The following is a 24,946-nucleotide window of genomic DNA, read 5'->3' as shown; positions in this document are numbered from 1 at the left end:
TGCCGGGAACGACGGCCGATAACTGAGCAGTCGCCTCCGACCCTACGCGCTCACCTGCCGGGACCCGCTGAACGCAACCGCAGCGCGGCGACCACGGTCAGGATTCGTCTCGTCCGTACAGGGTCGCGAGCGCGTCGTCGAGCGCCCTCGCCTCGACCGTTCGCGGCGGCAGTTCGGCCCGAAATGCTCTGGCCAGCCGCGTGATTCGCTCGCTGTGATAGGTGATGCCGACCCCCAGCGCCGCCGCGGCCAGCGCGCACCCGCCCTCGATGTCGCCGCAGCGAGCCAGCACCTGCGCGTGCTCGACCTTGGCCAGCGCGCGTGGCTTCTCGGCGGTGAGCGCGGAATCGGCGCTCTCGAAGGCGACGCGCGCGGCCCGGTAGTCGCCCAGCCGGGTCAGCGCACTGGCCTGATAGCGGGCCGCTTTCGCGGCGTCGAAGGCGAATACCCACGGCCACTGCGGTTCTCCGCGCTGGCGATCCACCAGCCGCTCGGCGCGACGCAGTGCGCCCATGGCATTGGCGCGATCACCCCCGGCCGCGTAGGCGACGGCCAGCAGCGACGACATCCACGCGCCCGCACTGTCCGGCGCGTCCGCGCTCAGCTGCGAGGCGGCGGTCCGCAACAGGGTCAAACCCGCTCGGGCATCACCCATTTCGACCGCGTAGTGCCCGAGACTGGCCGTCATGTACGACACCAGCAGCGGGTGATGCGTGCGCTCGGCGTGCCGGATGGCCTCGACGTAGCGCCGTCGCGCGGCCGCGTCGTCACCGCGGTCGGCCGCCAGCCACGCCGACAGCCCCGCGATCTCCGACAGGGCGCGGAAACCACTCGAGGTCCGCAGCCGGTCCCGCACCACTCCGGCAACCAGATTCAGGTGCGCGTCCACCACCGGAGCCAGCCGATCCGACGGCATCGACGACTCCAGCCGCCGATAGTTCGCGGTCGACCCGGCCATCACCTCGGCGAGTTCGGACTCCGTCGGCGCGGCATTGGCCAGTATCACGCCCGTGGTGACCATCAGGGCGCTGGAAAGAAACTGCTTGCGGTTCACACTCTCGTCATCCGGTGCGCGATGCGGTGTGCTGAAGCCCAATTCGGCGTCGGTCGCCACGTTCAGCACCGCTCTCAGGGCGGCTCGGTAATGCTTTCTCGGCCACGTCGTTTCGCCTCGCTCCCACTTGCCGACGTGTCGTTCGTCGACGGCCCCACGCTTGCCCGTGGCTCGGAAGACGTGGTCGTTGACGGCATCCGCCAATTCCCGGCGAGTCATCGATTGCCCCGGCGCCCCGGGCGATTCCGTGCGTGCTCGAGCCTCGGCGAGCAGCTCGTTCCGTCCGGTCACGGCATGCGGCCTCTCCTACTGGACCTACCCCGAGAATAGGTCTTCCAGGGATTTGCCGCGCCGTCATGACCCTGATTTGCCCCGTACTTTCCCCATCGCACGCCATCGAACATTCGCGGCGCGCGGACCAACGTTGAAGTCGGCACAGTCGCCGGTGACGAAAACCCTGAGGGATAGCCATGATTACCGAACCCCGTGCGATCGGATGGTTGCGGAGCGACATATCCGGTGTGAAGCGCGAGTGGGATGAGGCTCGAATACGCGGGCTGGCGCATCGACTCGGCTACGACCTGCGCCGGACGGTGGCTTTCGGGCCGTGGACGGATCGGCCGGTGCATCGGCTGCGGGTGCTCATCTCGCGGCTGGAACTCGACGCGGTGATCGTGCCGAGCGTCGAGCACTTCGACAACGGTTGCGTGCCCTCGGAATTGGTGGCGCTCGCCGACATCATCACGGTGTGGCCGGAGCACACCTATGCCCGCTACGCCACCGGTGAGCTCCCGGCCCGATTCGAGGCGTAGCCGACCGATTTCGAGGCCCAGCCAACCGCTTTCGCGGTATAGCGGCTGGTTAGCGGTGAGTGAAGGGCGGGCGCAGGCCGAGGTGGTCGCGGAGGGTGGTGCCGGTGTATTCGGTGCGGTAGGCGCCTCGGGTCTGGAGTTCGGGGATGAGGCGGTCGACGATGTCGTCGAGGCCGGTGGGGACTCGCCACGGGGTGATGTTGAAGCCGTTGCTGGCGCCGTGGCGGACCCAGCGGGTGAGCTCGTCGGCCACCTGGGAGGGGGTGCCCGCGAAGCCGAAACGGGCGGTGGTCGCGATGGCGACCTGGCGCAGGGACAGGTGCTCGGTGTCGGCCAGGGCGCGCCACTGGTGGACGATGGCGAGGCGGTCCTGGCCGTCGCGTTGCGCGCCACGAGTCGCCGAAATCGCCGAGGGCTCAGGGTCTTCGGCGGGGAGCGGGCCCTCGGGGTCGAGGTGGGTGAGGTCGCGGCCCCAGACCTGACCGGCCAGGGACAGGGCGGTCGCGCCGGTGATCTGCTGTTCGAGCAGCCAGCGGCGCTTGTCCTCCACCTCGGATTCCTTGTCGGCCAGCACGATCTGGGTGCCGGGCAGGATGCGGATGTCGTCGGCTGGACGGCCCGCGGCGACCAGTCGGGCACTGATGTCGTCGGCGAAATCCAGGGCGGCGTCGAAATGGGTTCCGAAGGGGGAGAAGATCACCTCGGCGTGCGCGGCCGCGAAATCCCGGCCCGCGGGGGAGACACCCGCCTGGAAGACGACGGGGTGACCCTGCGTGCTGCGGGGGACGGTCGGGGTGACAGATACCCGGAAGTGGTCGCTGTCGCGTTCGATGGTGCGCACCGCCCCCGACTCCGACCAGGAATCCCAGATTTCCCTTGCCAGCGAAAGGAATTCGGCCGCCCGATCGTAGCGGTCCGCGTGGTCGAGGAAGCCGCCACGCCGGAAGTTCTCGCCCGTCCAGGCATTGTCGGTGGTCACCGCGTTCCAGCCCGCGCGCCCACCGGAGAGCAGATCCAGGCTCGCCAGGCGGCGGGCCAGATCGGCGGGCTCGTTGTAGGTGGTGTTCTGGGTGGCGACCAGCCCGATGCGGCTGGTGATGCCCGCCAGCGCGGCCAGTTGCGTGATGGCGTCGGGCCGTCCGGCGATATCGGTGTCCAGCAGCAGGCCGTCCTGTTCGCGCAGGCGCAGGCCCTCGCCGAGGAAGAAGGCGTCGAACAGGCCGCGCTCGGCGGTGGTGGCGACGCGGCGGAAGGTCTCGAAGTCGATCTGCGAGCCGCTGCTCGGATCCGACCAGATGGTGTGGTGATTGACGCCCTGGAAGAAGACCCCGAAATGCACCTGGGCGTCGGGGAAACGGACCTCGGTCATCGGGCGAGCTCCTTGGCGTAGCGATTGGCGGGACGGGCGAGGGCGAGATTCGCGCGCAGTGTGGAACCGGGGACCGGGCGGTGCGCGAGACCGGTGCGCAGCAGCGCGGGGATGACGTAGCGGGCCAGGATCGGGAGGTCCGCGTCGAGGACGGCCGGATGCACGCGCACGCCGTCGGCCGTGGCGGCCAGCTCGGTGAGGAGGGCGGTCAGCTCTGCGGCGGAGCCCGAGAAGCGGAGTCGCCCAGTAGATTTCGTGGGCGCGAGGGCATCCAGGTCGGCCAGGCGTTCGATCGCGGTCGCATCCGGTGTGTCCAGCGCGATTTCGAGGTCGACCAGTACCCGGGGAATCCCGGCGGCACGGGCCTGCCGGACGGCTTCCCCCGCCTCCGCCACCGACGCACCGGTCACGAGTGCGACATCCGGCCGCTCGGATCCGATTGCGCCGTAACCGAACACGACCACCTGCCCCTGCGGCGGCCGCGGCACGATCGACGGCCCCTTCACCGCGAAGGTCTCGCCGATGAAGTCGGCGTAGTGCAGCTTGTCGCGATCCAGGAATCGCCCGGTGGCGTAGTCGCGGACGACCGCGTCGTCCTCCCACGAATCCCACAGTCGCCGCGCGACTTCCACGGAGTCGACCCGCTCCCGCCGAATCTCCTCGGCGGTGATCCGAGGCGTGGCACCCCAGGTTCGCGCGGTATCCGGGTCATCGGTGACCAGCCACCCGGCCCGCCCTCGCGAGGCGTAGTCGAGGCTGGCCAGTTGCGAGGAGAGATGGAACGGTTCGGCGTAGGTCGCCGCCGCCACCGGGACCAGTCCGATGGTGCTGGTGGTCGCGGCGGTGAAGGCGGCCCGGGTGACCGCGTCCAAGCGCCCCGGCGGCCCGTCGGAATCCGGGGCCAGGGAATCGTCGAAGCTCGCGAAGGTGAAGCCCGCGTTCTCCGCCGCCCGCACCCGCGCCGTCAGCGTCGCCGGGTTCAGGAGGTCTGCGGGTTCACGTCCGGCCCGATGCGCCGCGGCGGGGTGGAAACCCTCGCCGTCGAGTTCGATTCCCAACGCGAACAGGCCCGTTCGGTATGCGCTGTCACTCGCCATAAGTTTGACGATCGTCGAACCCGGGCGCGGCGACCAGCGTTGCCGTCACGCTGATCCGAAAGCATTGCGGTGAGCCAGTTCACAGGCCTCGATGTTGCGTATACCCCTGGGGGGTATTAACTTCTGAACTGCAAGATATGAGAGCGGTTGAGAGGAAAGCGAAATGACCACCGAAGCGCACACCGGACACGGCAACCACGCGGCGCACACAGACCACACCGCTCACGCCCAGCATGCCGACCACGCGGCGCACGCTGACCACGCAGTGCATGGCGAGCACGCGGCGCACGCCGAGCATGCTCAGGTCGCCCAGCACGCTGCTCATGGGACGCACGTGGATAGCGGTCACGATGCCCATGCTGAGCACGCGGCCGGTCTGCCCGGTGGATTGCAGGTCACCCAGGACGGCTACACCCTCGAGCTCGCCGAAAAGATCGTCGCCGCAGGCGAACACGAGTTCCGGTTCCGCATCGTCGGCCCGGACGGCAACGCCGTCAACGACTTCGACCCCATCCATGACAAGGAACTGCACCTGATCGTGGTGCGGCGGGAGCTGACCGGGTTCTGGCACGTACACCCCGTGCGCGCCGCCGATGGCACCTGGTCGGTACGCCTGAACCTCCCCGAGGCGGGCGCGTACCGGGCCTTCACCGACATCGCGCCGACCGCGCTGGGGCAAACCATCACGCTGGGAGCCGATTTCGCGATCGCGGGCGAGTATCTGCCGCGCCCGGTCCCGGCAGCCGAGCGGACCTTCGCGGTGGACGGCTACGAGGTGACCCTCGACGGCGACCTGGTGCCCGGCGAAGGACGCCTGCTGACTCTCACCGTGCGCAAGGACGGCGAGCCGGTCACCGACCTCCAGCCGTACCTGGCCGCCTACGGCCACCTGGTGATCGTGCGCGAAGGCGATCTGGCCTACGTCCACGTGCACCCGAACGGCGAGCCCGGCGACGGCGTGACCGCCCCCGGCCCGGACGTCGCCTTCCACACGGCGGTCCCCGGTCGCGGCACCTACCGTCTGTTCCTGGACTTCAAGCACGGCGACACCGTCCGCACCGCCGCCTTCACCCTCGCCACCGGCGGGCATTGAGCCGTCGAACCGTCGGGCGTTGAGGCGCCGAACCTTCACCACCGTGGGACCGCTGAACCGCCGAGCCCCTCCCCGCGGTGGGGCAGTCGAGCCGCCGACCGCCACCACCCCGGGGGTGCTGAGCCGCCGACAGTCTCCGCATGGCTCAACTGGCACCGAGCGGTCGATTGCTCAACTGTCAGGCATTGCGCCGCTGGTCAGAGAGCCTGCGAATTCGAGTCGGCCGCAACCCTTTTCTCACAGGGAACTCCCAGCCTCCTGGCAGCTCCGCTCAAATGGTGACCCCTAGGCTCCGCATCGTCCGAAGTGGGAATTCGTTGGGGACGACAGGAAAGGGCGGTGGCATGACGACCATCACCGGCGTCGAGGGCGATGCGGTGCAGTCGGGTGAGAGCGGGGGTAAGCAGGCGCCGAGATGGTCGGCGCTGCTGCTGGGTCCGCCCGGCCGACCGCGCTGGGAGCGACCCGGCACCCTGGCGCTACTGGTCGTCACCGCCTTCGTCTACCTGTGGGGACTCGGCGGAGCGGGCTGGGGCAACGGCTATTACGGGGCCGCCGTGCAGTCGGGCACCCAGAGCTGGAAGGCCCTGCTGTTCGCCTCGCTGGACCCGCAGAACTCCATCACCGTCGACAAGCCACCCGCCTCCATGTGGGTGATGGGCCTGTCGGGACGCATCTTCGGCTTCAGTTCGTGGTCCATGTTCGCGCCGCAGGCCGTGATGGGTGTGGCCGCGGTGGCGCTGCTGATCGCGGCGGTGCGGCGCTGGGCCGGGCCCGCCGCCGGGCTGCTCGCCGGTGTCGCCTTGGCCGTGACTCCGGTGGCGGCCATGATGTTCCGCTTCAACAACCCGGACGCGCTCATGGTGCTGTTGCTGGTCGCGGCCGCCTACTGCACCGTCCGTTCGGTCGATGCGCCCGGTGACCGCTGGTGGTCGGGCAGCACGGTGTGGCTGGCGGGTGCGGGCGTCCTGATCGGTTTCGGCTTCCTGGCCAAGATGATGCAGGCCTTCCTGGTGCTGCCCGGTCTGGCACTGGTGGTGCTGGTGGCCGGTGCGGGCGGATGGCTCACGCGCATAAGCCGATTGGCGACCGCCGGCCTGGCCGTGGTGGTCTCGGCGGGCTGGTATGTGGCGCTGGTTCAGGTGTGGCCCGCTGGATCGCGGCCCTACATCGGCGGTTCCACCGACAACAGCCTGTGGGACCTGGCCATGGACTACAACGGCCTGGGCCGCATCCTCGGCAATCACAAGGGCGGCGGCGGACCCAAGCCCACCCCGGTCCCGACGCCCACCCCGAGCGCGGTGCCCGATCCCACCCAGCAGGCGCCCCAGATGGGCCACGGCTGGGGCGGTTTCGGCTCGCAGCCCGGCCTCACCCGCCTGTTCCACGACGAGCTGGCCACCGAATTCTCCTGGCTGATGCCCGCCGCGCTGATCGCGTTGATCGCCGGACTCTGGCTGACCCGCCGCGGTCCGCGCACCGATCGCGGTCGCGCCGGACTGCTGCTGTGGGGCGGCTGGCTGCTGTCCACCGCCGCGGTGCTGAGCACCATGAGCCGCGGCTTCCACTCCTACTACGTGATGGAGCTCGCGCCCGCCGTGGCCGCGGTGGCCGCCATCGGAGCGACCCAATTGTGGGCGGTGCGTACGCATCTCGCGGCCCGCGCCACCCTCGCCCTGATGTCGCTCGGCACCGGCGTCTGGGCGTTCGTGCTGCTGCATCGCACACCGGACTGGCTGCCGTGGCTGCGCTGGACCCTGGTGGCACTGGCCGTGATCGCGGCCGCCGTACTGCTGCTGGTGTCGGCGTTGCAGCGGTTCGCCGTCGTAATCGGGCTGTTCGCACTGGTTTCCGCGCTGATCGGCCCGACCGTCTACACCCTCGAGACCGTCGCCCAGGTGCACGAGGGCGGCAGCCCGCAGGCCGGTCCGCCGGACCGCGACGACGACACGCCGTCGCAGTTCCAGCAGGCCATGCGGGGTGTCTCCGATCCGCAGGTGCAGGCGCTGATCAGCGGTAGCGATACCCGCTGGGCCGCGGCCGCGTCCGGCGCGCAGGACGTCAGCAGCCTCGAATTGTCCACCGGCAAGGCGCTGATGGCGGTCGGCGGCTTCAGCGGCCGCGACGATTCGCCGAGCCTGGCCACATTCCAGCAGTACGTGAACGACCATCAGATCGGGTACTTCCTGATCCGGGAACGTCAGCGCGACCAGCAGGGTCCGCAGGGCGGTGGACAGCAGTCCGGTCACGGTGGTTCCGACGACTCCGCCTCCGCGCAGATCACCGCGTGGGTGAAGGCCAACTTCCAGGCCACCCGGATCGGCAATATCGAGGTCTACACGCTGACCTCCTGACCGCGCCCCGGTGCGACAATGCCTGGACAGCCGCCGCTACGGTGGCTGTCCAGGCATTTGTCACGAATGCGGGTGGGGGAGCGACGGTCCCACCGAGCGGGAGGATTTCGGCTATGTCCGAGGAGCGGGCGCAGGTGGGGGTGCTGGGACCGGTCCAGCTCACCATCGACGGGGTGCCACAGCAGCTGGGCGGGCCGAAACAGCGTGCCGTACTGGCCTATCTGACCATCAACGCCAACCGACCGGTCTCCGTCGATGCCCTGGCCGACGCGGTCTGGGAGGAGACGCCGCCGCCGGATATCCGGGTCAGCCTGCACGCCATCGTGTCGAACCTGCGGAAACCCTTGCGCGACGGCGGCATCGACGCGCGCACCGTGCTGCAGCACATGGGCACCGGCTATCGGATCGTGGTCGCCGACGTCGCCTGCGATGTCTTCCGCTTCCGCGCCCGCCGCGAGAACGGCCTGCGCGCCTTGGCCGCCGGGCGCTTCTCGGCCGCCAGCGCCGCCCTCTCGGATTCGCTCGCGCAGTGGCGCGGGCCGGTGCTCTCGGATCTGCGCGGCCTCGGTTTCGCCGACGCCTACGCCGTCGCGCTGGACGACGAGCGGATCGGCGTCATCGAATCCCGGGCCGAGGCCGATATCGCGCAGGGCCGCGCCGACGCCGTGGTCAGCGAGCTGACCCTGCTGGTGCGTGAGCATCCGCTGCGGGAATCGCTGTGGGAGCAGCTGATCACCGCGCTGTACGTGACCGGCCGTCAGTCCGACGCGCTGGAGGCGGCGCGGCGGCTGCGCGCGCTGCTGGCCGAGGAACTGGGCATCGATCCGAGTCCGCAGATCCGGGACCTGGAAGCCCGCATCCTGCGCCAGGATCCGCCGAGTCTGCGCGCGGTCGGCGCGGCCTCGGCCACCCGGGCCACCACCATCGTGGATCGCAGCTGGCACGAACCGCACGCCCTGCTGCGCGACCGCGACGGCAATGTCTATCCGATCGCCGGGATCGCCACCCGCATCGGGCGCCTGTCCGACAACGACATCGCGCTGCAGGACGGTCGCGTCAGCCGCCACCACGCCCTTGTCATCGACAACGGGATCACCTATGTGCTCAAGGACCTGAACTCCTCCAACGGCGTGTTCATCGACGGCCAGCGGGTGCTGGACAGCGGTTTGCTGCACGACGGCACGGTCGTGCGCATCGGCGACACCGAACTGGTCTTCGTGCTCATCCGCGCTCACGAAAACAACGGTTGAAACCAAAGTTGATGGCGTGTGACCAGTCCGCGACCTGCGAAGACAATGGTTAACTGAGCTTTCATCGGTGATCCACGACACCGCCACGCTCTCCCCGACTCGCTCGGAGATGCTGCATAGCAGCCGCTCCTATGCTTCGAGGGGAATGCCATGGATCGGAGGCGCTTTCTGAAGCGTGCCGCAATGCTGGGCGGCGCGGCCGGAGCCATGTCGATGCTCCCGCCGAGCCTGGTGCAAGCCTGGGCCGAACCGGCTCCGCCGGGTGGCTGGGATCGCATCGAACACGTCGTGGTGCTGATGCAGGAGAACCGGTCCTTCGACCACTACTACGGTGCGATGCCGGGCGTGCGCGGCTACTCCGACCTCAACGCGCTGCAATTGTCCAACGGCCGCTCGGTGTTCCATCAACCCGACGGCGGGCGGCACGTGCTGCCCTACACCACCTCGCTGCAGAACATCGACGGCTGCGACCACGGCACCGGGACCGGGCACCAGGCCTTCGCCTCCGGTCGGCACGACGCCTGGATCGCGGCCAAGGGCGAGGGCACCATGGTCGGCTACGACCGCGACAGCCTCGGCTTCTACTACCAGCTCGCCGAGGCGTTCACGCTCTGCGACGGCTACCACTGCTCGGTCAACGGGCCCACCGACCCGAACCGGATGTACCTGTTCACCGGGACCGTGCGAAATCCCTTGGCGCTGGACAACTTCGCCGAATCGCTACAGACCTCGCTGTACTCCGACGACCGCAAACTCGAATGGATGCGCAGCCTGCCGGTGTCGACCATCGTCGACACCGTGCTGGGCATGGTGCACGGGGTGACGAACGTACTGCCGCAACCGTTCCCGCAGGCACTGGCCGGAATGATCATGCCGCCCACCGGCAATCTGTTCCTGCTCGACGCACTGCTGGGCCCGGACGCCGGACGCTACGTCAACGAGGTGATCTCGGGGCTGCCGTGGACCACCTACGCCGAACGGCTACAGGAGCGCGGCGTCGGCTGGCGGGTGTATCAGGAGTGGGACAACTACACCGACAACACCCTCGACTTCTTCCTGCCGTTCCGCGATGCGGCCCGCTCGGCGCTGAAGCACACCAACGGCGGCGGACGGCTCGCCTTCGAGAACTTCTTCCGCTATTACGATGACCTGCAACGGAATCCGAGCCTGGAACCGGCGTACGACGCGCAACTGCGGCGCGGCATCGCCGAACTGTCGCCCTCGGATCGGGCGCTGGTGGAGCGGGGGCTGCTGCGGTCGCGCTCGGGCACCCTGGTCGACGCCTTCCGCGCCGACGTGGCCGCGGGCACGCTGCCCACGGTGTCCTGGATCGTCGCCCCGTACGTCGACTGCGAGCATCCGGTGATGGGGCCGCGCAACGGGCAGGCCCTGGTGCACGGGCTGCTGGCGGCACTCGGCGATCACCCCGAGGTGTGGAACAAGACCGTCTTCATCCTCAACTACGACGAGAACGACGGCTACTTCGACCACGTGCCCGCGCCGATACCGCCGCCCGGGACCACCGACGAGTACTTCGGCGACCATGCGGTGGGGCTGGGTGCGCGGACGCCCGCGATCATCGTGTCCCCGTGGAGCAAACAGGGTGTGTGCTCCGAATTGTTCGACCACACTTCGGTTCTCCGCTTCCTGGAGCGGGTCACCGGGGTTGCCGAACCGAATATCAGCCCGTGGCGTCGCAGCATGTGCGGCGATCTGTCCTCGCTGTTCGACTTCGAGTCCAAGCGCACGCTGGTGCTGCCCAACACTGCGCCGCGCGCGGTGCAATCGACAACCGGTGCGTCGCAACCACTTCCATTCGTGCCGCGACTGCCGGCACAGCCCGTGGGCACGAAACCCCGGGTGCCGCTGCCCTATCGGCTGGATGCCCGATGCCGAACGAACGGCGGTGTCGTGACGCTGTCGCTGGCCAACGCCGGGACCGGGGCCGCGCACTGTCCGGTGTATCCGAACGCCTTCACCGACGACTTCACGCCGCGTCGTTTCGATGTGCTCGGCGGTGATCGGGTGCAGCGGGACCTGCCCGCGGTGAACGGGCTCTACGACTACACGGTGTACGGGCCGGACGGGTATCAGCGGCGATTCGCGGGGGATCTCGGCGGGCCGTGTGCCGGGCTGCGGGTGACCGCCGTACCCTCCGATTCCGCTGGGCGAGGGCTGGTTTGGGAGTTCGAGAACCTCGGCTCGGAACCCGTGACCGTGCGCGTGGTGGCCAATGCCTATCGGCACGACGGTCCGTGGACCATCTCGGTCGGCGCGGGACGCACCGAGCGCCGGGACATGCCCTGCGACAGCGACGCCCAGGGCGCGGGCTGGTACGACCTCACCGTGACGGCGGACGCGGACGCCGGATTCCTCTGCCGGGTCAGGGGATTCGTGGAGAACGGGCAACCGGGGCGGACCGCGGACGACGCCGCGCCGTTCGACCGGCTGCTGCTGGACCGTTCGATGTACGAGTCCGGGCGCGATCTCGTTGTCAGCTACAGCCTTTCGAATGCCGTGTCCGGCCACCGGCTGGCCGTCTTCGATGATCCGGGTGACCCGGCGGCGTCGGTGCCCTCGACGCCGGTCCTGCGGAGCCTGCGGTTGGACGGTGCGGTGACCCGGGATCAGGTCGTGCTCCAGGTCGGGGCGGGCGCGGACGTGGTGCCCACGCATCGCACCGGAATGGTGGCGAGCGTGCTGGCGGCGGCGCGGGCCGCCGCCGCGCCGGTCGCCTCGATCGAGGAGTCCGGGCCGTTGCCGAGCGGCGTGTACGTGCTGCACCACCTCGATGATTCGGATCGCCCGCTGGCGCAGCCGGTGCGGTTTCGGGTGCTCTGACGCGGTACAGGTCGCTGCCACTGAAACAAGTTCTAGACAAACGGTCGTATTTGTCTTACCTTCGATTCATGAGTTCAACGGCGTCTCATGCGGTGAGATTCGACCTTCGCTCGGGTGAGTCCTGGCGTGACCCCTGGCCCATGTATTCCGCACTGCGCGAGCATGATCCGGTACATCGAGTGGTCCCCGAGGGCCGCGAATCCGACGACTTCTACGTGCTGACCCGGCACGCCGACGTGTACGCGGCCTCCCGCGACCCCGAGGTCTACTCGTCCGCCTCCGGGCTCACCGTCGACTACATCGACCTGGTGGCCGCCGGGTTCGGGGCGGCCAAGCCGTTCGTGTTCATGGACCCGCCCGACCACACCGATTTCCGGCGCCGGGTGTCACCGGGATTCACTCCGCGCCAAGTGAATTCGGTCGAGCCCGAGGTGCGGGCGTTCGTCGTCGAACGGCTCGAAGCGTTACGTGCCGCGGGCTCGGGCGACATCGTCAAGGAGCTGTTCAAGCCGCTGCCCACCATGGTGGTGGCGCACTATCTCGGTGTGCCGGAGGCGGATCGGGGCAAGTTCGACGCCTGGACCGAGAACATCGTCGGCGGCGCGGTCGAGGGCGCCGGATTGGCGGCGGGCGATCAGAACGCCTTCACCGCGGTCGGCGAGATGGTCGGCTACTTCAGCGAGCTCATCGACCGGCGACGCAAAGAACCGGGCGACGACACCATCTCGCATCTGCTGGCCTCCGGGCTGGGTGCGGAGGGTGACAACGAGGGCCTGCTGGCCATGCTCGGCTTCGCCTTCACCATGATCACCGGCGGCAACGACACCACCACCGGAAACCTCGGCGGCGCGGTGCAATTGCTCACCGCCTACCCCGAACAGCGCCGACTGCTGATCGAGGATCCGGCGCTCATCTCCGACGCGGTCGAGGAATTCCTGCGCATGACCTCCCCGGTGCAGGGCCTGGCCCGCACCGCCACCCGCGATGTCGAACTGCACGGCGTCACCATCCCCGCGGGCCGCCGGGTGCTGCTGTGCTACGGGTCCGCCAACCGCGACGAACGCGAATTCGGGCCCACCGCAGGCGAACTCGACGTGCGGCGCAACCCCAAGCGGATCATGACCTTCAGCCACGGCCACCACCACTGCCTGGGTGCGGCCGCCGCCCGCATGGTGGCGCGGGTCGCCCTGGAAGAACTGCTGGCGCGCTGCCCCGAGTTCACCGTCGACCTCGACAGCGTGCAGTGGGCGCACGGCAACTACGTGCGCTGGCCGATCTCCGTTCCGTTCCGGGCGACGGCCTAGGACGTGACGGCGGGGGCCACACCGGGATCCGTGCGCTGGAACCCGGTGTGCCCCTGAACTCCGGGCCGACCGCCGCGCAGGGTCGGCCCGGTCGCACGGCTCGCGCAGCACCCGGGCAGAGTGTGAGTACCGAAGGAACGGTCCGGTTCGAACCGGGAGCCGATGGGCTGCCGACGAGCCTCGACCGCGTGTGAAAGGACGCCGCATGAGCCGAGACTGGCTGGCCGACGACCGTGCCGGACTGGCTGCCGAACGCATTCTGGACGCCGCCGCGCAGCTGTTCGCGGATCGCGGCGTCACCGCGGTCGGCATGGGCGATATCGCCGAGGCCGCGGGCTGTTCGCGCGCGACCCTCTACCGCTACTTCGACAATCGGCAGTCCGTGCGGGTCGCCTTCGTGCACCGCGAGACCCGCCGCATCGGGGCCCGCGTGCTCGACCAGGTCGCCACGGTCGCCGATCCGGCGGAGCGGGTCGTCGCCGCCATGCTCGGCGCGGTTCGCGAGGTGCGGGCCGAACCGATGCTCATCGCCTGGTTCCGGGCCGGTGAGTCGGGTCCGGCCGGACGCATCAGCCAGGACTCCGAGGTCATCGAAGCCATTGCGGCGGGCCTGTTCACCTCACCCGAGCTCACCGACGACGAACGCGGCCGACTGGCCCGCTGGCTGACCCGAATCATCGTCTCGCTGCTCTCCTCGCCCGGCCGTGACGATGACGACGAACGTGCCATGCTCGAGGAATTCGTGGTCCCCGTGGTGTTGGGCGCGCTGGTCTGACGCGAGTCACGGGACGGCGCGGTAGCCGGTGTGGTGGCCGTAGAGGCGGTCGGACAGGGCGGCCGCGAGGTCGGTGACGGCTTCGTGGGCCGGTTTCATGGGCATGGCGTGAAAGACGTGCCACAGGTTGCGGTATTCGCGATGACGCAGGGGCGCAGCGAATTTCGCCGCGTGGGTGGCGAAGCGGCGGGCATCGCCCGCCAGCAGATCGTCGGACGCGGAGTGCAGGACCATGGGCGGGTAGCCGGTGAGGTCGCGGTGAACGGGGGAGAGGGCGCGGCGGGTTTCCTCGGGGACTCCGGGCAGGTAGGCGTCCATGAACTGCGCCATCAGGGGCGGGGTCAGCAGGGGTTCGCGGCTCGGATCGCAGTGGAAGGCAGAGGAATCCGCCGAAAGGTCCAGGACCGGGCAGATCAGGCCGACGATGGCGGGGACGGGTAGTCGTGCCTCGCACACCCGCTCGATCAGATCCAGGGCCAGGGTGCCGCCCGCCGAATCACCCACGACGGCAATGCGTTCGGCGGGAATTCCCTGGCCGAGCAGGGCGCGGTAGGCGGTGACGGTGTCGTCCACCGCGGCCGGATGCGGATGTTCCGGGGCCAGGCGGTAGTCGACCGCGTAGACGGTGGTGCGGGTCGCGGCCGCGAGCGCGCCGGTGAGGGTGCGGACCATCTGCGGTGCGCCGATCACGAAGCCACTGCCGTGCAGGTACAGGATGGCGGCCTGCTCGGAAGCAGCGGTGGGCGTGAGGATTTCGGCGGGGATGCCGCCGGTGTCACCGGTCTCGACTCGAACTCCCCGCGGAGCCCGGGAATTCGAGGTGGAGAGGGTGACGCGGTGCCGTACCCGGTCCCAGTCCGGCGCGGGAGCGAACCACCAGCGGCCCAGCATCCGGGACAGGAACCGCTGCGGCGGAATCGGCAGGGCGGCAGTCACTTCCGGGTCACCGCCCGCTGGGAGAGTCGGTAGTCGGCGGCGGTGGGAGTGCTGCGGATCAGCTTCTCGTAGGCGCTCGGCGTCCACGGCCATAGTTCCGGCAGGCCGTCCTTGCCCAGATACCAGCTCTGGCAGCCGGTGGTCCACACCGTGCTCGGGGCGGCGGCGCGCATGCGGGCGTTGTAGCGGTCGGTGGCGGCGCGGGTGGGGGCCACCGTCTCGAATTCACCTGCCCGCCAGCGTGTCAGCCAGCCGACGATGCGGGCCGACTGGGCCTCGGCGACCGCCGTCAGCGGGTGGTTGGCGAACGGGCTGTGCGGGCCGACCAGCATGAAGAGGTTCGGGAAGTCCGGCATCATGACGCCCTCGAAGGCGCGCGGTCCCGCGGCCCACGCCTCGTCGAGGGTGCGGCCGTCGGTGCCGGTGATCGCCATCGGGCGCATGAACGCGTGCGAGTCGAAACCGGTTGCCAGCAGCAGGATGTCGAGGTCGTGGTGCACGCCGTCGGCGGTCACCACGCCGTGCTCGTCGATATGGTCGATGCCCTCGGTCACCAGTTCCACGTCCGGCCGTTGGATCGCCCGGTAGAAGCGATCCGACACCACCAGCCGCTTGCACATCGCCTGATAATCGGGGGTCAGCTTGCGGCGCAGTACGGGATCCTCGACCGAACGCAGATTCCGGGCCACCACCCACTGGATGAAGGTGCGTACCCGGCCCGGATGCACCAGGCCCTGGGAGAACGCGGCGAAGAAGCCGCGATTGAGATGGTAGGAAGCCTTGCCCAGCAGTGGAATTCGGCGGTACAGCTGCTTGGAGACGCCGGTGTAGGCGCGGTTGACGGTGGGCAGGATCCACTGCGGAGTGCGCTGGAACATCACCACCTTCGGCACCTGCCCGGCCAGCGCGCCCACCAGCTGGGTGCCGGTCGAGCCGGTGCCGATCACGCCGACCCGCTTGCCGGTCAGCTCCACATCGTCGCGCCAGCGCGCGGAATGCATGACGGTGCCGCGGAATTCGTCCAGGCCGGGAATGTCGGGCAGGTTCGGGCGGTGCAGGAATCCGGTGGCGCACAGGACGAAATCGAAGCGCTCCACCCGGCCGTCGGAACCGCTCACCCGCCAGCCGTCGCCGGTGAACTCCGCGGCGGTCACCTCGACGCCGAACCGGGTGTGCTCCCGCAGGCCGTGGTCGTGGGCCACGCCGACCAGATAGTCCTTGATCTCCGGACCGGTCGAATACAGCCGGGACCATTCGGGATTCATCGCGAAGGTGAACTGGTAGTACCTGGAGGGCACATCGCAGACCAGGCCCGGATAGACATTGTCGCGCCAGGTGCCGCCGTAGTCCGCGCCCTTCTCGAACAGCGTGAAATCGGTGAATCCGGCGCGCCGCAGTGCGACGCCCATGCAGATCCCGGAGATCCCGGCGCCCACGATGGCGATCCGCGGTGTGTTCATGGGGGGCGAGCCTAGACACCTGTCTTGCGCGCGGGAGGGGTTTTCGGGAATTCGATAGACGTTCCGTCATTCGCTAGACGGTGTGTAAAGCGAGTGTTACGGTGTGCGGCAGATCACAAGCTCTAGGCAAGGAAGCACGATGCGCGCACTCCAGTGGACCGGCCCGGAAAAGGTGCAGATCAACGACATCCCGGTCCCCGAGATCGGACCCACCGACCTGCTGGTGAAGGTCGGCGCGGCGGGCGTCTGCCACTCCGACCTGACCCTGGTGAACTTCCCGTTCCAGCTGCGCGAGGACCCGCTCACCCTCGGCCACGAGATCGCCGGAACCATCGAGGCCATCGGCTCCGACGTCAGCGGGCGCGAAATCGGCGAGCGCGGCGTGGTCTACCTGTTCTGGACCTGCGGCACCTGCCGGGAATGCGTGAGCGGCAACGAGAACGTCTGCCTCGCCGCCGGGCGGCTCGCCATGCCGCCGTGCCCCGGGCTCAGCATCGAGGGCGGCATGTCCGAGTACGTGCGCATCCCGGCCGGGGCCTTCGTGCCGATCGGCGACCTCGACTTCCTACAGGCCGCGCCGGTCGCCGACGCCGCCCTCACCGCCTACCACGCCATCCGTGGCGCGCGAGAAGCGTTGCGGCCCGGCGGAACCGCACTCGCCATCGGCATCGGCGGGCTCGGGCATGTCGGGGTGCAGATCCTCAACGCCATCTCCGGCGTGCGGGTGATCGCGGTCGATCAGGCGCAGGAGAAGCTGGATCTGGCACGGGACTGCGGGGCGGACATCGGCCTGCTCTCCGGCGACGACACCGCCAAGCAGATCCTCGACCTCACCGACGGCCGCGGCGTGGACGCCGTCTTCGACTTCGCCGGGGTCGACTCCACCGCGAAGCTCGCGTGCGAGTCGGTCGCACCCAACGGGGCCTATCGCATGGTCGGATTGGGCGGCGGCGCACCGGAAATCACCGCCGGACCCGCCGGTGGACCCGGCCTGCCGTGGGGCGCCACGGTCCGGAAATCACTCGGTGGCACGCGCAGTGACCTGCACGCCTGCGTCGCGCTCGCGCAGGCGGGCAAGCTGCACATGGAGGTCGAACGCTTCGACCTCGCGGACGGACCCGAGGCGCTGCGCCGCCTGGACGCCGGGCAGATTCGCGGCCGCGCCGTCCTGGTTCCGTAATCGGTTGGGGCGGATCAGTTCCCGGCGGGTTCGATGCCGTCGAGGAACTGCGCCACCCGATCCGCGATCTCCTTCGGGAACTCCCCGTTGATCGCGTGCGATGCCTCCGGCCATACCTCGAACTGCCCGCCGGGCAACAACTTTCGCGCCTTCGCGGCCAGCCTGCGCGACCGGTGCACGATGCTGCGCCCCGCGAACACGCCCAGGAACGGGACGGTCAACGCCGTCAGCTGCTGCTTGGACGGCTGCTGCGTCACCGGCAGGTAGGCGGCGAAATCCTTCATGCCCGAGGCGATCAACTGCCCCTCGGGTAGCTCCTGCGGGGCGCGTACCCCGCCGGAAATCCAGCCCAGCAACCGATTTCGTGCCTTGTCTGGCATGCCGGGAAGCACCGCACCCAGCGACACCAGGATCATCTTCCAGGTCACGCCGCCGAATACGAACGGGGCGTCGAAGGTGATCAGCGAGGCCACCTGCTCCGGATGGTGCACCGCGAGATTCACCGCCGCCCACCCGCCGATCGACACCCCCAGCACGTGCACCGGCCGAGACTCCAACGCCTGCAACGCCTCCGACAGCCACGCCGCCTGATCCGCCTCATCGGTCAACGCCTTCGACTGCACACTCAGCCCCGGCTCGCCGAGCAGATCCAGCGTGATCACCGGCCGCACCGCCATCAACCCCGGTAGATTCGCCGCCCACAGCGGCGTGGCCGCCTGCCGCCCCGGCAGCAACACCAGCGGCGTCCCCGCGCCCGTCCCGAATCGATAGGCCCGCACCGTCCCGAAACTGGTTGGCACATCGACCGTCTCGTGCACGGAGGGCAACTCGGCGAACCCATCCCGATAGGCCGCGGCATACCGCCGATACCCCGCCGTCTCACGGAAGTACCCGACCCGCTTCCCCTTGAAGTTGGGACCGACGTTGCACTCGGGAAACTCGACCATGTCCAACAGGCTAATCGCCACCCACCAGGCCGGACCGCCGCGGTACCGGTCCCGGTCGGGAAGATATCCGGTGGGCCGCGGCCGGGCCTGAAGCTAGGGTGACGCGCATGGGGAGGATCCGGCCGAAAGTGGCCATCGCACTACTTGTTCTATCGACTGTGGCCTGCGGGCCCGCCGACGAACCCGCGACCGTTTCCGGGGCGACGACGAGTCCGGTCGCCGCGCCGATGACCACGACGACGTCGTCGACCGCGCGGCCGTCATCGAGCGTCGCACCGTCGACGACTGCCGGACCACCTGCGGATCCGGCGGCCCTGCCGCTGTGCGGCGATATCAGATGGGCGGATTCCGGCGCGCTGAACGACTGTCGGCTCGTATCGCACGACCGCGCGGGACTCACGTTCGTGACCTGGTATCGAAAGAGCGCCCCGGACTCGGCGAAGCCCGCGATGACCGTGCAGGTGATCGGGCGAGACGGGAAGGTGCGGCAGACGATCGTCGAGACCGGGACCGACCAGCTCGGCATTGCGCCGAGTTCTGCGCCCGAGCTGTTGGACCTGGCCGGTGACGGCCGAGACCAGTTGGTGATCCCGGTGTACCGGGGCATCGTCAACGGTGTCTTCGCGGTGTACCGGGCCACGGATGCCGCGCCGGACTTCGTCAGATCCGGAGTGGTGTCCGGGATCAGCGTCGACCGCAGTGAAGACGGCGCGTACATCATCGGTGACTCTCGCGAAGGGCCGGGGAAATACTGGTACGGCGACTTCTGGCAGTTCGCGGGTTCGCAACTGAAGTTGGTCGGTGCGACCAAGACCGAGCTCAACGAAGACCATCGGTCCACCTGCGGCGTCAACGACGAGTATGCGCAGCAGCATCCGGAACTGATGGATGTCTCATCGGCGCAACGCTTCTGCGCGGTGAAGCGGGTGCGCACGAAGGCTGTTCAGTAGCGGATATCCGTGTCACTCCAGCCGGGAGATGCGGCGCTGCAACCAGATTCGGGATCGGGGGTCCCGGGTGTGGATCAGCAAGGTGTGGCGGGTGGTGGGGGAGAGGGCGGTGAGGAGGGTCGCCACGCGGTTGCGGGTGGGCCAGCTCAGCAGGTAGCGGATCAGGCCGGTGGTGGCGGTGTGGTCGGCCAACTCGAGGGCGGTGGCGATGTCGGCGGCGTGTTCGAGGTCCAGGAATTGGGCCGGGATGCGTTCGTGCGCGGGGTGGGCGGAGTGCGCGCCGGAGCCGGCGGCATGCCAGCGGCACAGTCGCAGTATTCGATCGGATGAATTCGGGTATGCGGCCAGCAGTAGGGCGCGCACCTCCGTCAGGCGGGGCGGGGTCAGGCCGTCGGCGGTCGCGGCGGTGTCGAGGAACAGGTGGGAGAACGGCATGAGCGGTTCGGGGATCTGCGAAACCCACAGTCGGGCAGTGCGATCGGCGTCGATGCGGCGCTGCTCGGCGGCTCGGTACTCGTGCAACGGGGCGGGGACGCCGCGGACCGCGAGCCATTCCAGGGCGCGCAGGCCGTCGGCCAGCAGGGCGTGCTGGGGCCAGCCGTCCCAGCGGATCGAATAGCCGTGATGCAGGGTCACCGTGGTCAGCGGGCGGTCGCCGGTGGTGAAGAAGTCCAGCGCGACATCACCCCAGCACATGCAGGTCAGGCCTGGAGAGTCGGCGATGTGCAGCGCCTCGCGCAGGGCCGCCAGCGCGAGCGGGTTGCGCTCCTCGAACAGGGCCGGGGACTCGCCCGGCATCTCCCGGACCCGGACCAGGTGGGCGGCGGCCAGGACGCGGTCCAGCGCCCGGCTGTCGCCGCCCGCGGACTCTCCCCCGAACGGCATAGCGAAACCCTAGACCGGCGTGCCGGTCCTCGGCGTGGCGTCACCGCGGCGCGCCGGAGGGTCGCGAAACGCACCTCGTTGTCCAGCCAGTTGCTGAACTGGTACGTACCAGCTGGTGATACGGTTCCGTGTGACGCCGATAACTCCGGCCCCGATCCGGGCCTGAGCGCAGCAACCGGGCTGGAACCAGCGAGTCTGTCTGCAAGGCACCAGTGAAGGCGCACCGACCGGGAGCCGGACGGTGACCCACCGGCGCTGAACTGCATTGTTGCCGAGAAGCCAAATATAGGAGAGACAGTGGCGCTATCGGACCGCACCACCGGACTGTTCCGCACCAAGAGCATCGAACAGTCGATCAAGGACACCGATGACCCGGACGCCAAACTTCGCAAAGAGCTGACCTCGTGGGATCTCACGATCTTCGGCGTCGCGGTGGTGGTCGGCGCGGGCATCTTCACCCTCACCGCGCGCACCGCCGGGCAGACCGCGGGCCCCGCGGTATCGCTGGCCTTCGTCTTCGCCGCCGTCGCCTGCGGGCTGGCCGCGCTCTGCTACGCCGAATTCGCCTCCACCGTCCCGGTCGCCGGTAGCGCGTACACCTTCTCGTACGCCACCTTCGGTGAACTGATCGCCTGGATCATCGGTTGGGACCTGATCCTGGAGTTCGCGCTCGGCACCTCGGTGGTCGCCAAGGGCTGGTCACAGTACCTGGGCACCGTGATGGGCCGGCATCAGCCGATCTGGCATCTCGGATCGATCAAATTCGATTGGGGCGCAGTACTTCTCATCGCCATCCTGACCGTGCTGCTGGTGCTCGGCACCAAGCTGTCCTCGCGGGTGTCGGCGGTCGCGGTGGCCATCAAACTGGCCGTGATCGTGGTGGTGCTGGTGGTCGGCGCGACCTACTTCAAGGCCTCGAACCTGAAGCCGTTCATCCCGGAGTCGGTGCCCAATGCCGACACCGGCGCCTCGAGCACCCTGCGGCAGACGCTGTTCTCGCTGGTCACCGGTGGCGGCAACAGCCACTACGGCTGGTACGGCCTGCTGGCCGCGGCCTCCATCGTGTTCTTCGCCTTCATCGGCTTCGACGTGGTCGCCACCGCCGCCGAGGAGACCAAGGATCCGCAGCGCAATGTGCCGCGCGGCATCCTCGGCTCGCTGGCCATCGTCACCGTGCTGTACGTGGCGGTCTCGCTGGTGCTCACCGGCATGGTCTCCTACAAGGACCTGCAGGGCGACGACGCAACGCTGGCAACGGCTTTCGCCATCCACGGCGTCACCTGGGCCAAGAACGTCATCTCCATCGGCGCGCTCGCCGGTCTCACCACCGTCGTCATGGTGCTGTTCCTGGGCCAGACCCGGGTGCTGTTCGCCATGGCCCGCGACGGGCTGATGCCGCGCGCGCTGGCGCACACCGGTTCCCGGGGCACGCCGGTACGGATCACCGTCATCGTCGGCGTGATCTGCGCCGTGCTGGCCGGATTCGTGGACTTCGGCACGCTCGAGGAAATGGTCAATATCGGCACGCTGTTCGCGTTCGTGCTGGTGTCGCTCGGCGTGATCGTGCTGCGCCGCACTCGGCCCGACCTGAAGCGCGGCTTCCGGGTCCCGCTGGTGCCGTACGTGCCGATCCTCGCCGTGCTGGCCTGCGCGTGGCTGATGTTCAACCTGTCGGTGGAGACCTGGCTGCGGTTCATCATCTGGATGGCGATCGGCATGGTCGTGTACTTCGCGTACGGCCGACGGCATTCGATTCTGGGAAAATCCGGTAGCTGAACGGGTGCTCGAGTTCGGTGCTGGTGGTGTGTCGTCACGACGCCACCTCGCGGAATGCGGTTCAATTGCTCTGAATAGTGAGAGTTGTGCCACAAGTTCCGCCCATCAGCACTGTTTCAGCATCCGAGAGGAACCGCCCGTGAGCATGCTCCTCGCCGTGCATGACGCCTACACCACGGTTGTCGCGCAGATCGGCAACCCGACGCCGGAGACTCCGCCGGTGGCCGACAAGCTCATGAAACTGGTCCGCTACTTCACCTGGTTCACGATGCTTTCCGGCGTCACCGCCATCACCTACGGTGGCGGTCGCTTCGCCTGGGAGAAGTGGAGCGGCGGTGGGCTCGAGTCGCCGAAGATGGTGGCCGGAGCCATGATCGGCGGCGCCACCGTCACGAGCGCCGGGACGATCATGAACGCCGTAATCGGCAGTTAGAGCTGGGCTGTTCGCAGTGCCCGCGGTCCGCTTTCGGCGGATCGCGGGCACTGCGCGTTTCAAAGACGCTCAGTCGGTGAGATTTCCGGCGCTCAGCTCTGGGCGAGCATGGTGTTCATCTGGTCGATCTCGGTCTGCTGGGCGGTCACGATGGACTGGGCCAGGGCCTTGGCGTCGGGGTTGGTGCCTTGTGCCAGTTCGGTATTCGCCATAGTGATCGCGCCCTGATGGTGCTCGATCATCATCTGCATCCACATCTTGTCGAAGTCCGCGCCGGAGCTCGCTTCCAGCTTCGACATCTGATCCTTCGACATCATGCCGGTCATGTCATGGTTCATCTCGGCGCTCGGGGCGGACTTGCCGAACGCCGCCAGCAGCGTGCTGAACTGCTGCATCTCCGGAGCCTGCGCCTGCTCCACGCTGTTTGCCAGGGTGATGAGCTGCTGATTCTGCGAGCGGGACGGCACCAGCCGCGCCATCTCCACCGCCTGCGCGTGATGCGGATACATCATCTGCAGGAAGGTGACATCCGCGGCGTTGAAATCACTGCGGGAGGCGGCCGGAGCCGAGGTCATGCCGCCGCTGTGATCCATGCCGGGCATCGACTGCGTGCTGGAAGTGGTTGCGGCCTTCGAGGTGTCGCTGTCACTGCTGCTACATCCGGCGGAGATCAATGCCACCGCCGAGGTACCGGCGATCAGGGCGAGCTTCATTCGAGTGCTGAACATGGTTGAACTCCTTGGGGATTGCTGAACGATCGGGAAATGGGCAGGCGAAAACCCGCGTCCGCGTGGGGAATACGCGGCAGCGGCGGCCCATCAGATCCGCAATATCGACAGTTCGGCCAGGGAGGGCACCGTCCACGGTGGGGGACGGGCCTGCGCGGCGCGCGGCATGCGCACCTTCGGGTTCGCGGTATTGCCGCGGGCGAGTCCGATCCACGCCAGCAGCGCGAGCCCGAGTCCGAGCAGCAGCGCCGCCAGCACGAACACGCAGGCGTGCATGCCGCTGTGGTCACCGCCGCAGCCACCGTCGGCGCAATGGTCGGCGACCATGGCCGCCGGTGCCGGACCGGTGACCGCCATCAGGACAGCCGGTGTGGAGATCTCGGGAAGCATGGCCTCGCGTTCGGCCATCCCGTGCTCGGGAGAGTGCTGCGCCATGGCGGGAGAACCGCCGGTGGCGGGCTCGTCGTGGGTCATGCCGGACATGCCGATCACGAGCGCGTGCATGGCCACGATCCCGGCCAGCAGTGCGAACAGGCCGAAGGCCCGGGCGTACCGGGTGCTCCCTGCCTGCTGTTTCACCACGGCGGCCATTCTACGGAGGCGGCATCCACCCGGAACGGATACCCCCTGTCGGTATTGTCACCGAACGCGCCCGGCTCGCCACCGCGAGGAACCGGGAACCGGGCGGTAGCCTGACGGCCGTGTCACAGCGCGAACTGGTCATTCTGGGGACAGCCAGCCAAGTACCGACCAAGCAGCGCAATCACAATGGCTACCTGCTGCGCTGGGATCGGGAGGGGTTGCTGTTCGATCCAGGGGAGGGCACCCAGCGGCAGATGAGCTTCGCCGGGGTGGCCGCCAGCGGTATCACCCGCATCTGCATCACCCACTTCCACGGCGACCACTGCTTCGGCTTGCCCGGCGTCCTGGGCCGCATCAGCCTCGACGGCGCACTGCACCCCGTCGACGTCTACTTCCCCGCCTCCGGCGAGGTCTACTACGAACGCCTCTGCGACTCCTCGGCGCACAACCGCAGGGTCGAACTCCAGCCGCACCCCATCACCGAGGCGGGCGAACTCCCGCCCCCCGGAGCCGGTTTCACCCTGCGCGCCGCCCGCCTCTCGCATCCCGTCGAAGCCTTCGGCTACCGCCTCGACGAACCCGACAGCCGCCGCTTCATCCCCGAACGACTCCGCGAACTCGGTCTGTCCGGCCCGGTGGTCGGCGAACTACAGCGGCGCGGCCAGGTCGAAGTGAACGGCCGCACCATCACCCTCGACGAAGTCAGCGAAGACCGCCCCGGCCAGAGCTTCGCCTTCGTCATGGATACGCGACTGTGTGACGGCGTCTACGACCTCGCCCGCAATGTGGACATGCTCGTCATCGAAGCCACCTTCGTCGACGCCGACGAACACCTCGCCGTCGAATACGGCCACCTCACCGCGGGCCAAGCCGCCCGGGTCGCCGCCGAATCCGGCGCCCGCACACTGGTTCTCACCCACTACTCCCAGCGCTACCGCACCCTCGACCAGCACCTCGCCGACGCCCGAGCCCACTTCGACGGCGAAATAGTGATAGCCGAAGACCTCATGCGCATCCCCGTCCCACCCCGCCGCTGAATTTCGCCGCACCGAAATTGTTGTGTCGCAGCAGTTTCGGCTCCCACCAGGAAGCTTCAGCTGCTTCGTCGATTCGGTGTGGG

The 24,946-nt window shown here is 68.6% G+C and carries 21 protein-coding genes; 12 read left to right on the top strand and 9 right to left on the bottom strand.

Annotated elements, in window-relative coordinates:
- Positions 1-97: 97 nt before the first annotated feature.
- Positions 98-1,114 carry a hypothetical protein gene (locus tag OG300_RS26600; protein WP_405485765.1) on the bottom strand — a complete coding sequence of 339 codons (1,017 nt, stop codon included), beginning with the start codon at positions 1,112-1,114 and terminating at the stop codon, positions 98-100.
- A gap of 461 nt (positions 1,115-1,575) precedes the next feature.
- Between OG300_RS26600 and OG300_RS26595 the strand changes: the two genes are divergently transcribed.
- A complete protein-coding gene (locus tag OG300_RS26595; RefSeq protein WP_405485764.1) occupies positions 1,576-1,866 on the top strand; it encodes a hypothetical protein in 291 nt (96 codons plus the stop codon).
- A 49-nt stretch (positions 1,867-1,915) separates the two neighbouring features.
- On the opposite strand, the gene OG300_RS26590 is transcribed toward OG300_RS26595, so the two are convergent.
- On the bottom strand, positions 1,916-3,235 hold the full coding sequence (locus OG300_RS26590) for an NtaA/DmoA family FMN-dependent monooxygenase (RefSeq protein ID WP_405485763.1): 1,320 nt from the start codon (positions 3,233-3,235) through the stop codon (positions 1,916-1,918).
- Positions 3,232-4,332, bottom strand: a complete 1,101-nt coding sequence (locus OG300_RS26585) for an LLM class flavin-dependent oxidoreductase (protein ID WP_405485762.1) — start codon at positions 4,330-4,332, stop codon at positions 3,232-3,234. Before OG300_RS26585 ends, OG300_RS26590 begins: the two co-directional genes overlap by 4 nt.
- Positions 4,333-4,495: 163 nt before the next feature.
- Between OG300_RS26585 and OG300_RS26580 the strand changes: the two genes are divergently transcribed.
- The 6 genes from OG300_RS26580 (at position 4,496) to OG300_RS26555 (ending at position 13,949) form a co-directional block, all read left to right on the top strand.
- A complete protein-coding gene (locus OG300_RS26580) occupies positions 4,496-5,425 on the top strand; it encodes a hypothetical protein (RefSeq protein ID WP_405485761.1) in 930 nt (309 codons plus the stop codon).
- Positions 5,426-5,769: 344 nt separating this feature from the next.
- A complete protein-coding gene (locus OG300_RS26575) occupies positions 5,770-7,779 on the top strand; it encodes an ArnT family glycosyltransferase (RefSeq protein WP_405485760.1) in 2,010 nt (669 codons plus the stop codon).
- 113 nt (positions 7,780-7,892) lie between these two features.
- Positions 7,893-9,029 (top strand): BTAD domain-containing putative transcriptional regulator, encoded by a 1,137-nt coding sequence (locus tag OG300_RS26570; protein WP_405485759.1) that lies wholly within the window; start codon positions 7,893-7,895, stop codon positions 9,027-9,029.
- A 150-nt stretch (positions 9,030-9,179) separates the two neighbouring features.
- Positions 9,180-11,870, top strand: a complete 2,691-nt coding sequence (locus tag OG300_RS26565; RefSeq protein WP_405485758.1) for an alkaline phosphatase family protein — start codon at positions 9,180-9,182, stop codon at positions 11,868-11,870.
- A 68-nt stretch (positions 11,871-11,938) separates the two neighbouring features.
- A complete protein-coding gene (locus OG300_RS26560) occupies positions 11,939-13,174 on the top strand; it encodes a cytochrome P450 (protein ID WP_405485757.1) in 1,236 nt (411 codons plus the stop codon).
- A 205-nt stretch (positions 13,175-13,379) separates the two neighbouring features.
- Complete coding sequence (locus OG300_RS26555; RefSeq protein WP_405485756.1) at positions 13,380-13,949, top strand: TetR/AcrR family transcriptional regulator; 570 nt, start codon at positions 13,380-13,382, stop codon at positions 13,947-13,949.
- Positions 13,950-13,955: 6 nt separating this feature from the next.
- On the opposite strand, the gene OG300_RS26550 is transcribed toward OG300_RS26555, so the two are convergent.
- Both OG300_RS26550 and OG300_RS26545 read right to left on the bottom strand, forming a co-directional pair.
- Positions 13,956-14,885 (bottom strand): alpha/beta hydrolase, encoded by a 930-nt coding sequence (locus OG300_RS26550; protein ID WP_405485755.1) that lies wholly within the window; start codon positions 14,883-14,885, stop codon positions 13,956-13,958.
- Positions 14,882-16,345: a flavin-containing monooxygenase gene (locus OG300_RS26545; RefSeq protein WP_405485754.1), complete on the bottom strand. Its 1,464-nt coding sequence runs from the start codon at positions 16,343-16,345 to the stop codon at positions 14,882-14,884. The genes OG300_RS26550 and OG300_RS26545 overlap by 4 nt, the downstream gene beginning before the upstream one ends.
- 139 nt (positions 16,346-16,484) lie before the next feature.
- On the opposite strand from OG300_RS26545, the gene OG300_RS26540 reads away from it, so the two are divergent.
- The gene (locus OG300_RS26540; protein WP_405485753.1) at positions 16,485-17,525 is read left to right on the top strand and encodes an NAD(P)-dependent alcohol dehydrogenase; all 1,041 of its coding nucleotides are present in this window, start codon (positions 16,485-16,487) and stop codon (positions 17,523-17,525) included.
- A gap of 14 nt (positions 17,526-17,539) precedes the next feature.
- Here the strand turns inward: OG300_RS26540 and OG300_RS26535 are convergent, their stop codons facing one another.
- Positions 17,540-18,472 (bottom strand): alpha/beta fold hydrolase, encoded by a 933-nt coding sequence (locus OG300_RS26535; protein ID WP_405485752.1) that lies wholly within the window; start codon positions 18,470-18,472, stop codon positions 17,540-17,542.
- A gap of 107 nt (positions 18,473-18,579) precedes the next feature.
- Between OG300_RS26535 and OG300_RS26530 the strand changes: the two genes are divergently transcribed.
- A complete protein-coding gene (locus OG300_RS26530) occupies positions 18,580-19,422 on the top strand; it encodes a hypothetical protein (protein WP_405485751.1) in 843 nt (280 codons plus the stop codon).
- Positions 19,423-19,434: 12 nt separating this feature from the next.
- Here OG300_RS26530 and OG300_RS26525 read toward each other — a convergent pair whose 3' ends face one another.
- Positions 19,435-20,307 carry a hypothetical protein gene (locus OG300_RS26525; protein WP_405485750.1) on the bottom strand — a complete coding sequence of 291 codons (873 nt, stop codon included), beginning with the start codon at positions 20,305-20,307 and terminating at the stop codon, positions 19,435-19,437.
- Positions 20,308-20,604: 297 nt separating this feature from the next.
- Here OG300_RS26525 and OG300_RS26520 point away from each other — a divergent pair, with 297 nt between their 5' ends.
- Positions 20,605-22,083, top strand: coding sequence for an APC family permease (locus tag OG300_RS26520; protein ID WP_405485749.1), 1,479 nt, complete (start codon positions 20,605-20,607; stop codon positions 22,081-22,083).
- 145 nt (positions 22,084-22,228) lie between these two features.
- The gene (locus tag OG300_RS26515) at positions 22,229-22,516 is read left to right on the top strand and encodes a hypothetical protein (RefSeq protein WP_405498687.1); all 288 of its coding nucleotides are present in this window, start codon (positions 22,229-22,231) and stop codon (positions 22,514-22,516) included.
- A 92-nt stretch (positions 22,517-22,608) separates the two neighbouring features.
- Here OG300_RS26515 and OG300_RS26510 read toward each other — a convergent pair whose 3' ends face one another.
- Together OG300_RS26510 and OG300_RS26505 are read right to left on the bottom strand one after the other, a co-directional pair.
- Positions 22,609-23,244 (bottom strand): DUF305 domain-containing protein, encoded by a 636-nt coding sequence (locus OG300_RS26510; RefSeq protein ID WP_405485748.1) that lies wholly within the window; start codon positions 23,242-23,244, stop codon positions 22,609-22,611.
- Between the two features lie 90 nt (positions 23,245-23,334).
- The gene (locus tag OG300_RS26505; RefSeq protein WP_405485747.1) at positions 23,335-23,826 is read right to left on the bottom strand and encodes a DUF6153 family protein; all 492 of its coding nucleotides are present in this window, start codon (positions 23,824-23,826) and stop codon (positions 23,335-23,337) included.
- A 119-nt stretch (positions 23,827-23,945) separates the two neighbouring features.
- On the opposite strand from OG300_RS26505, the gene OG300_RS26500 reads away from it, so the two are divergent.
- Positions 23,946-24,863 (top strand): ribonuclease Z, encoded by a 918-nt coding sequence (locus OG300_RS26500; protein WP_405485746.1) that lies wholly within the window; start codon positions 23,946-23,948, stop codon positions 24,861-24,863.
- The last annotated feature ends 83 nt before the right edge of the window (positions 24,864-24,946 follow it).

This window comes from Nocardia sp. NBC_00511 (genome assembly GCF_045161165.1).
Classification (GTDB): domain Bacteria; phylum Actinomycetota; class Actinomycetes; order Mycobacteriales; family Mycobacteriaceae; genus Nocardia.
Note: the sequence above shows the minus strand (reverse complement) of the source record. Positions and strands in the feature narration are given on the sequence as shown.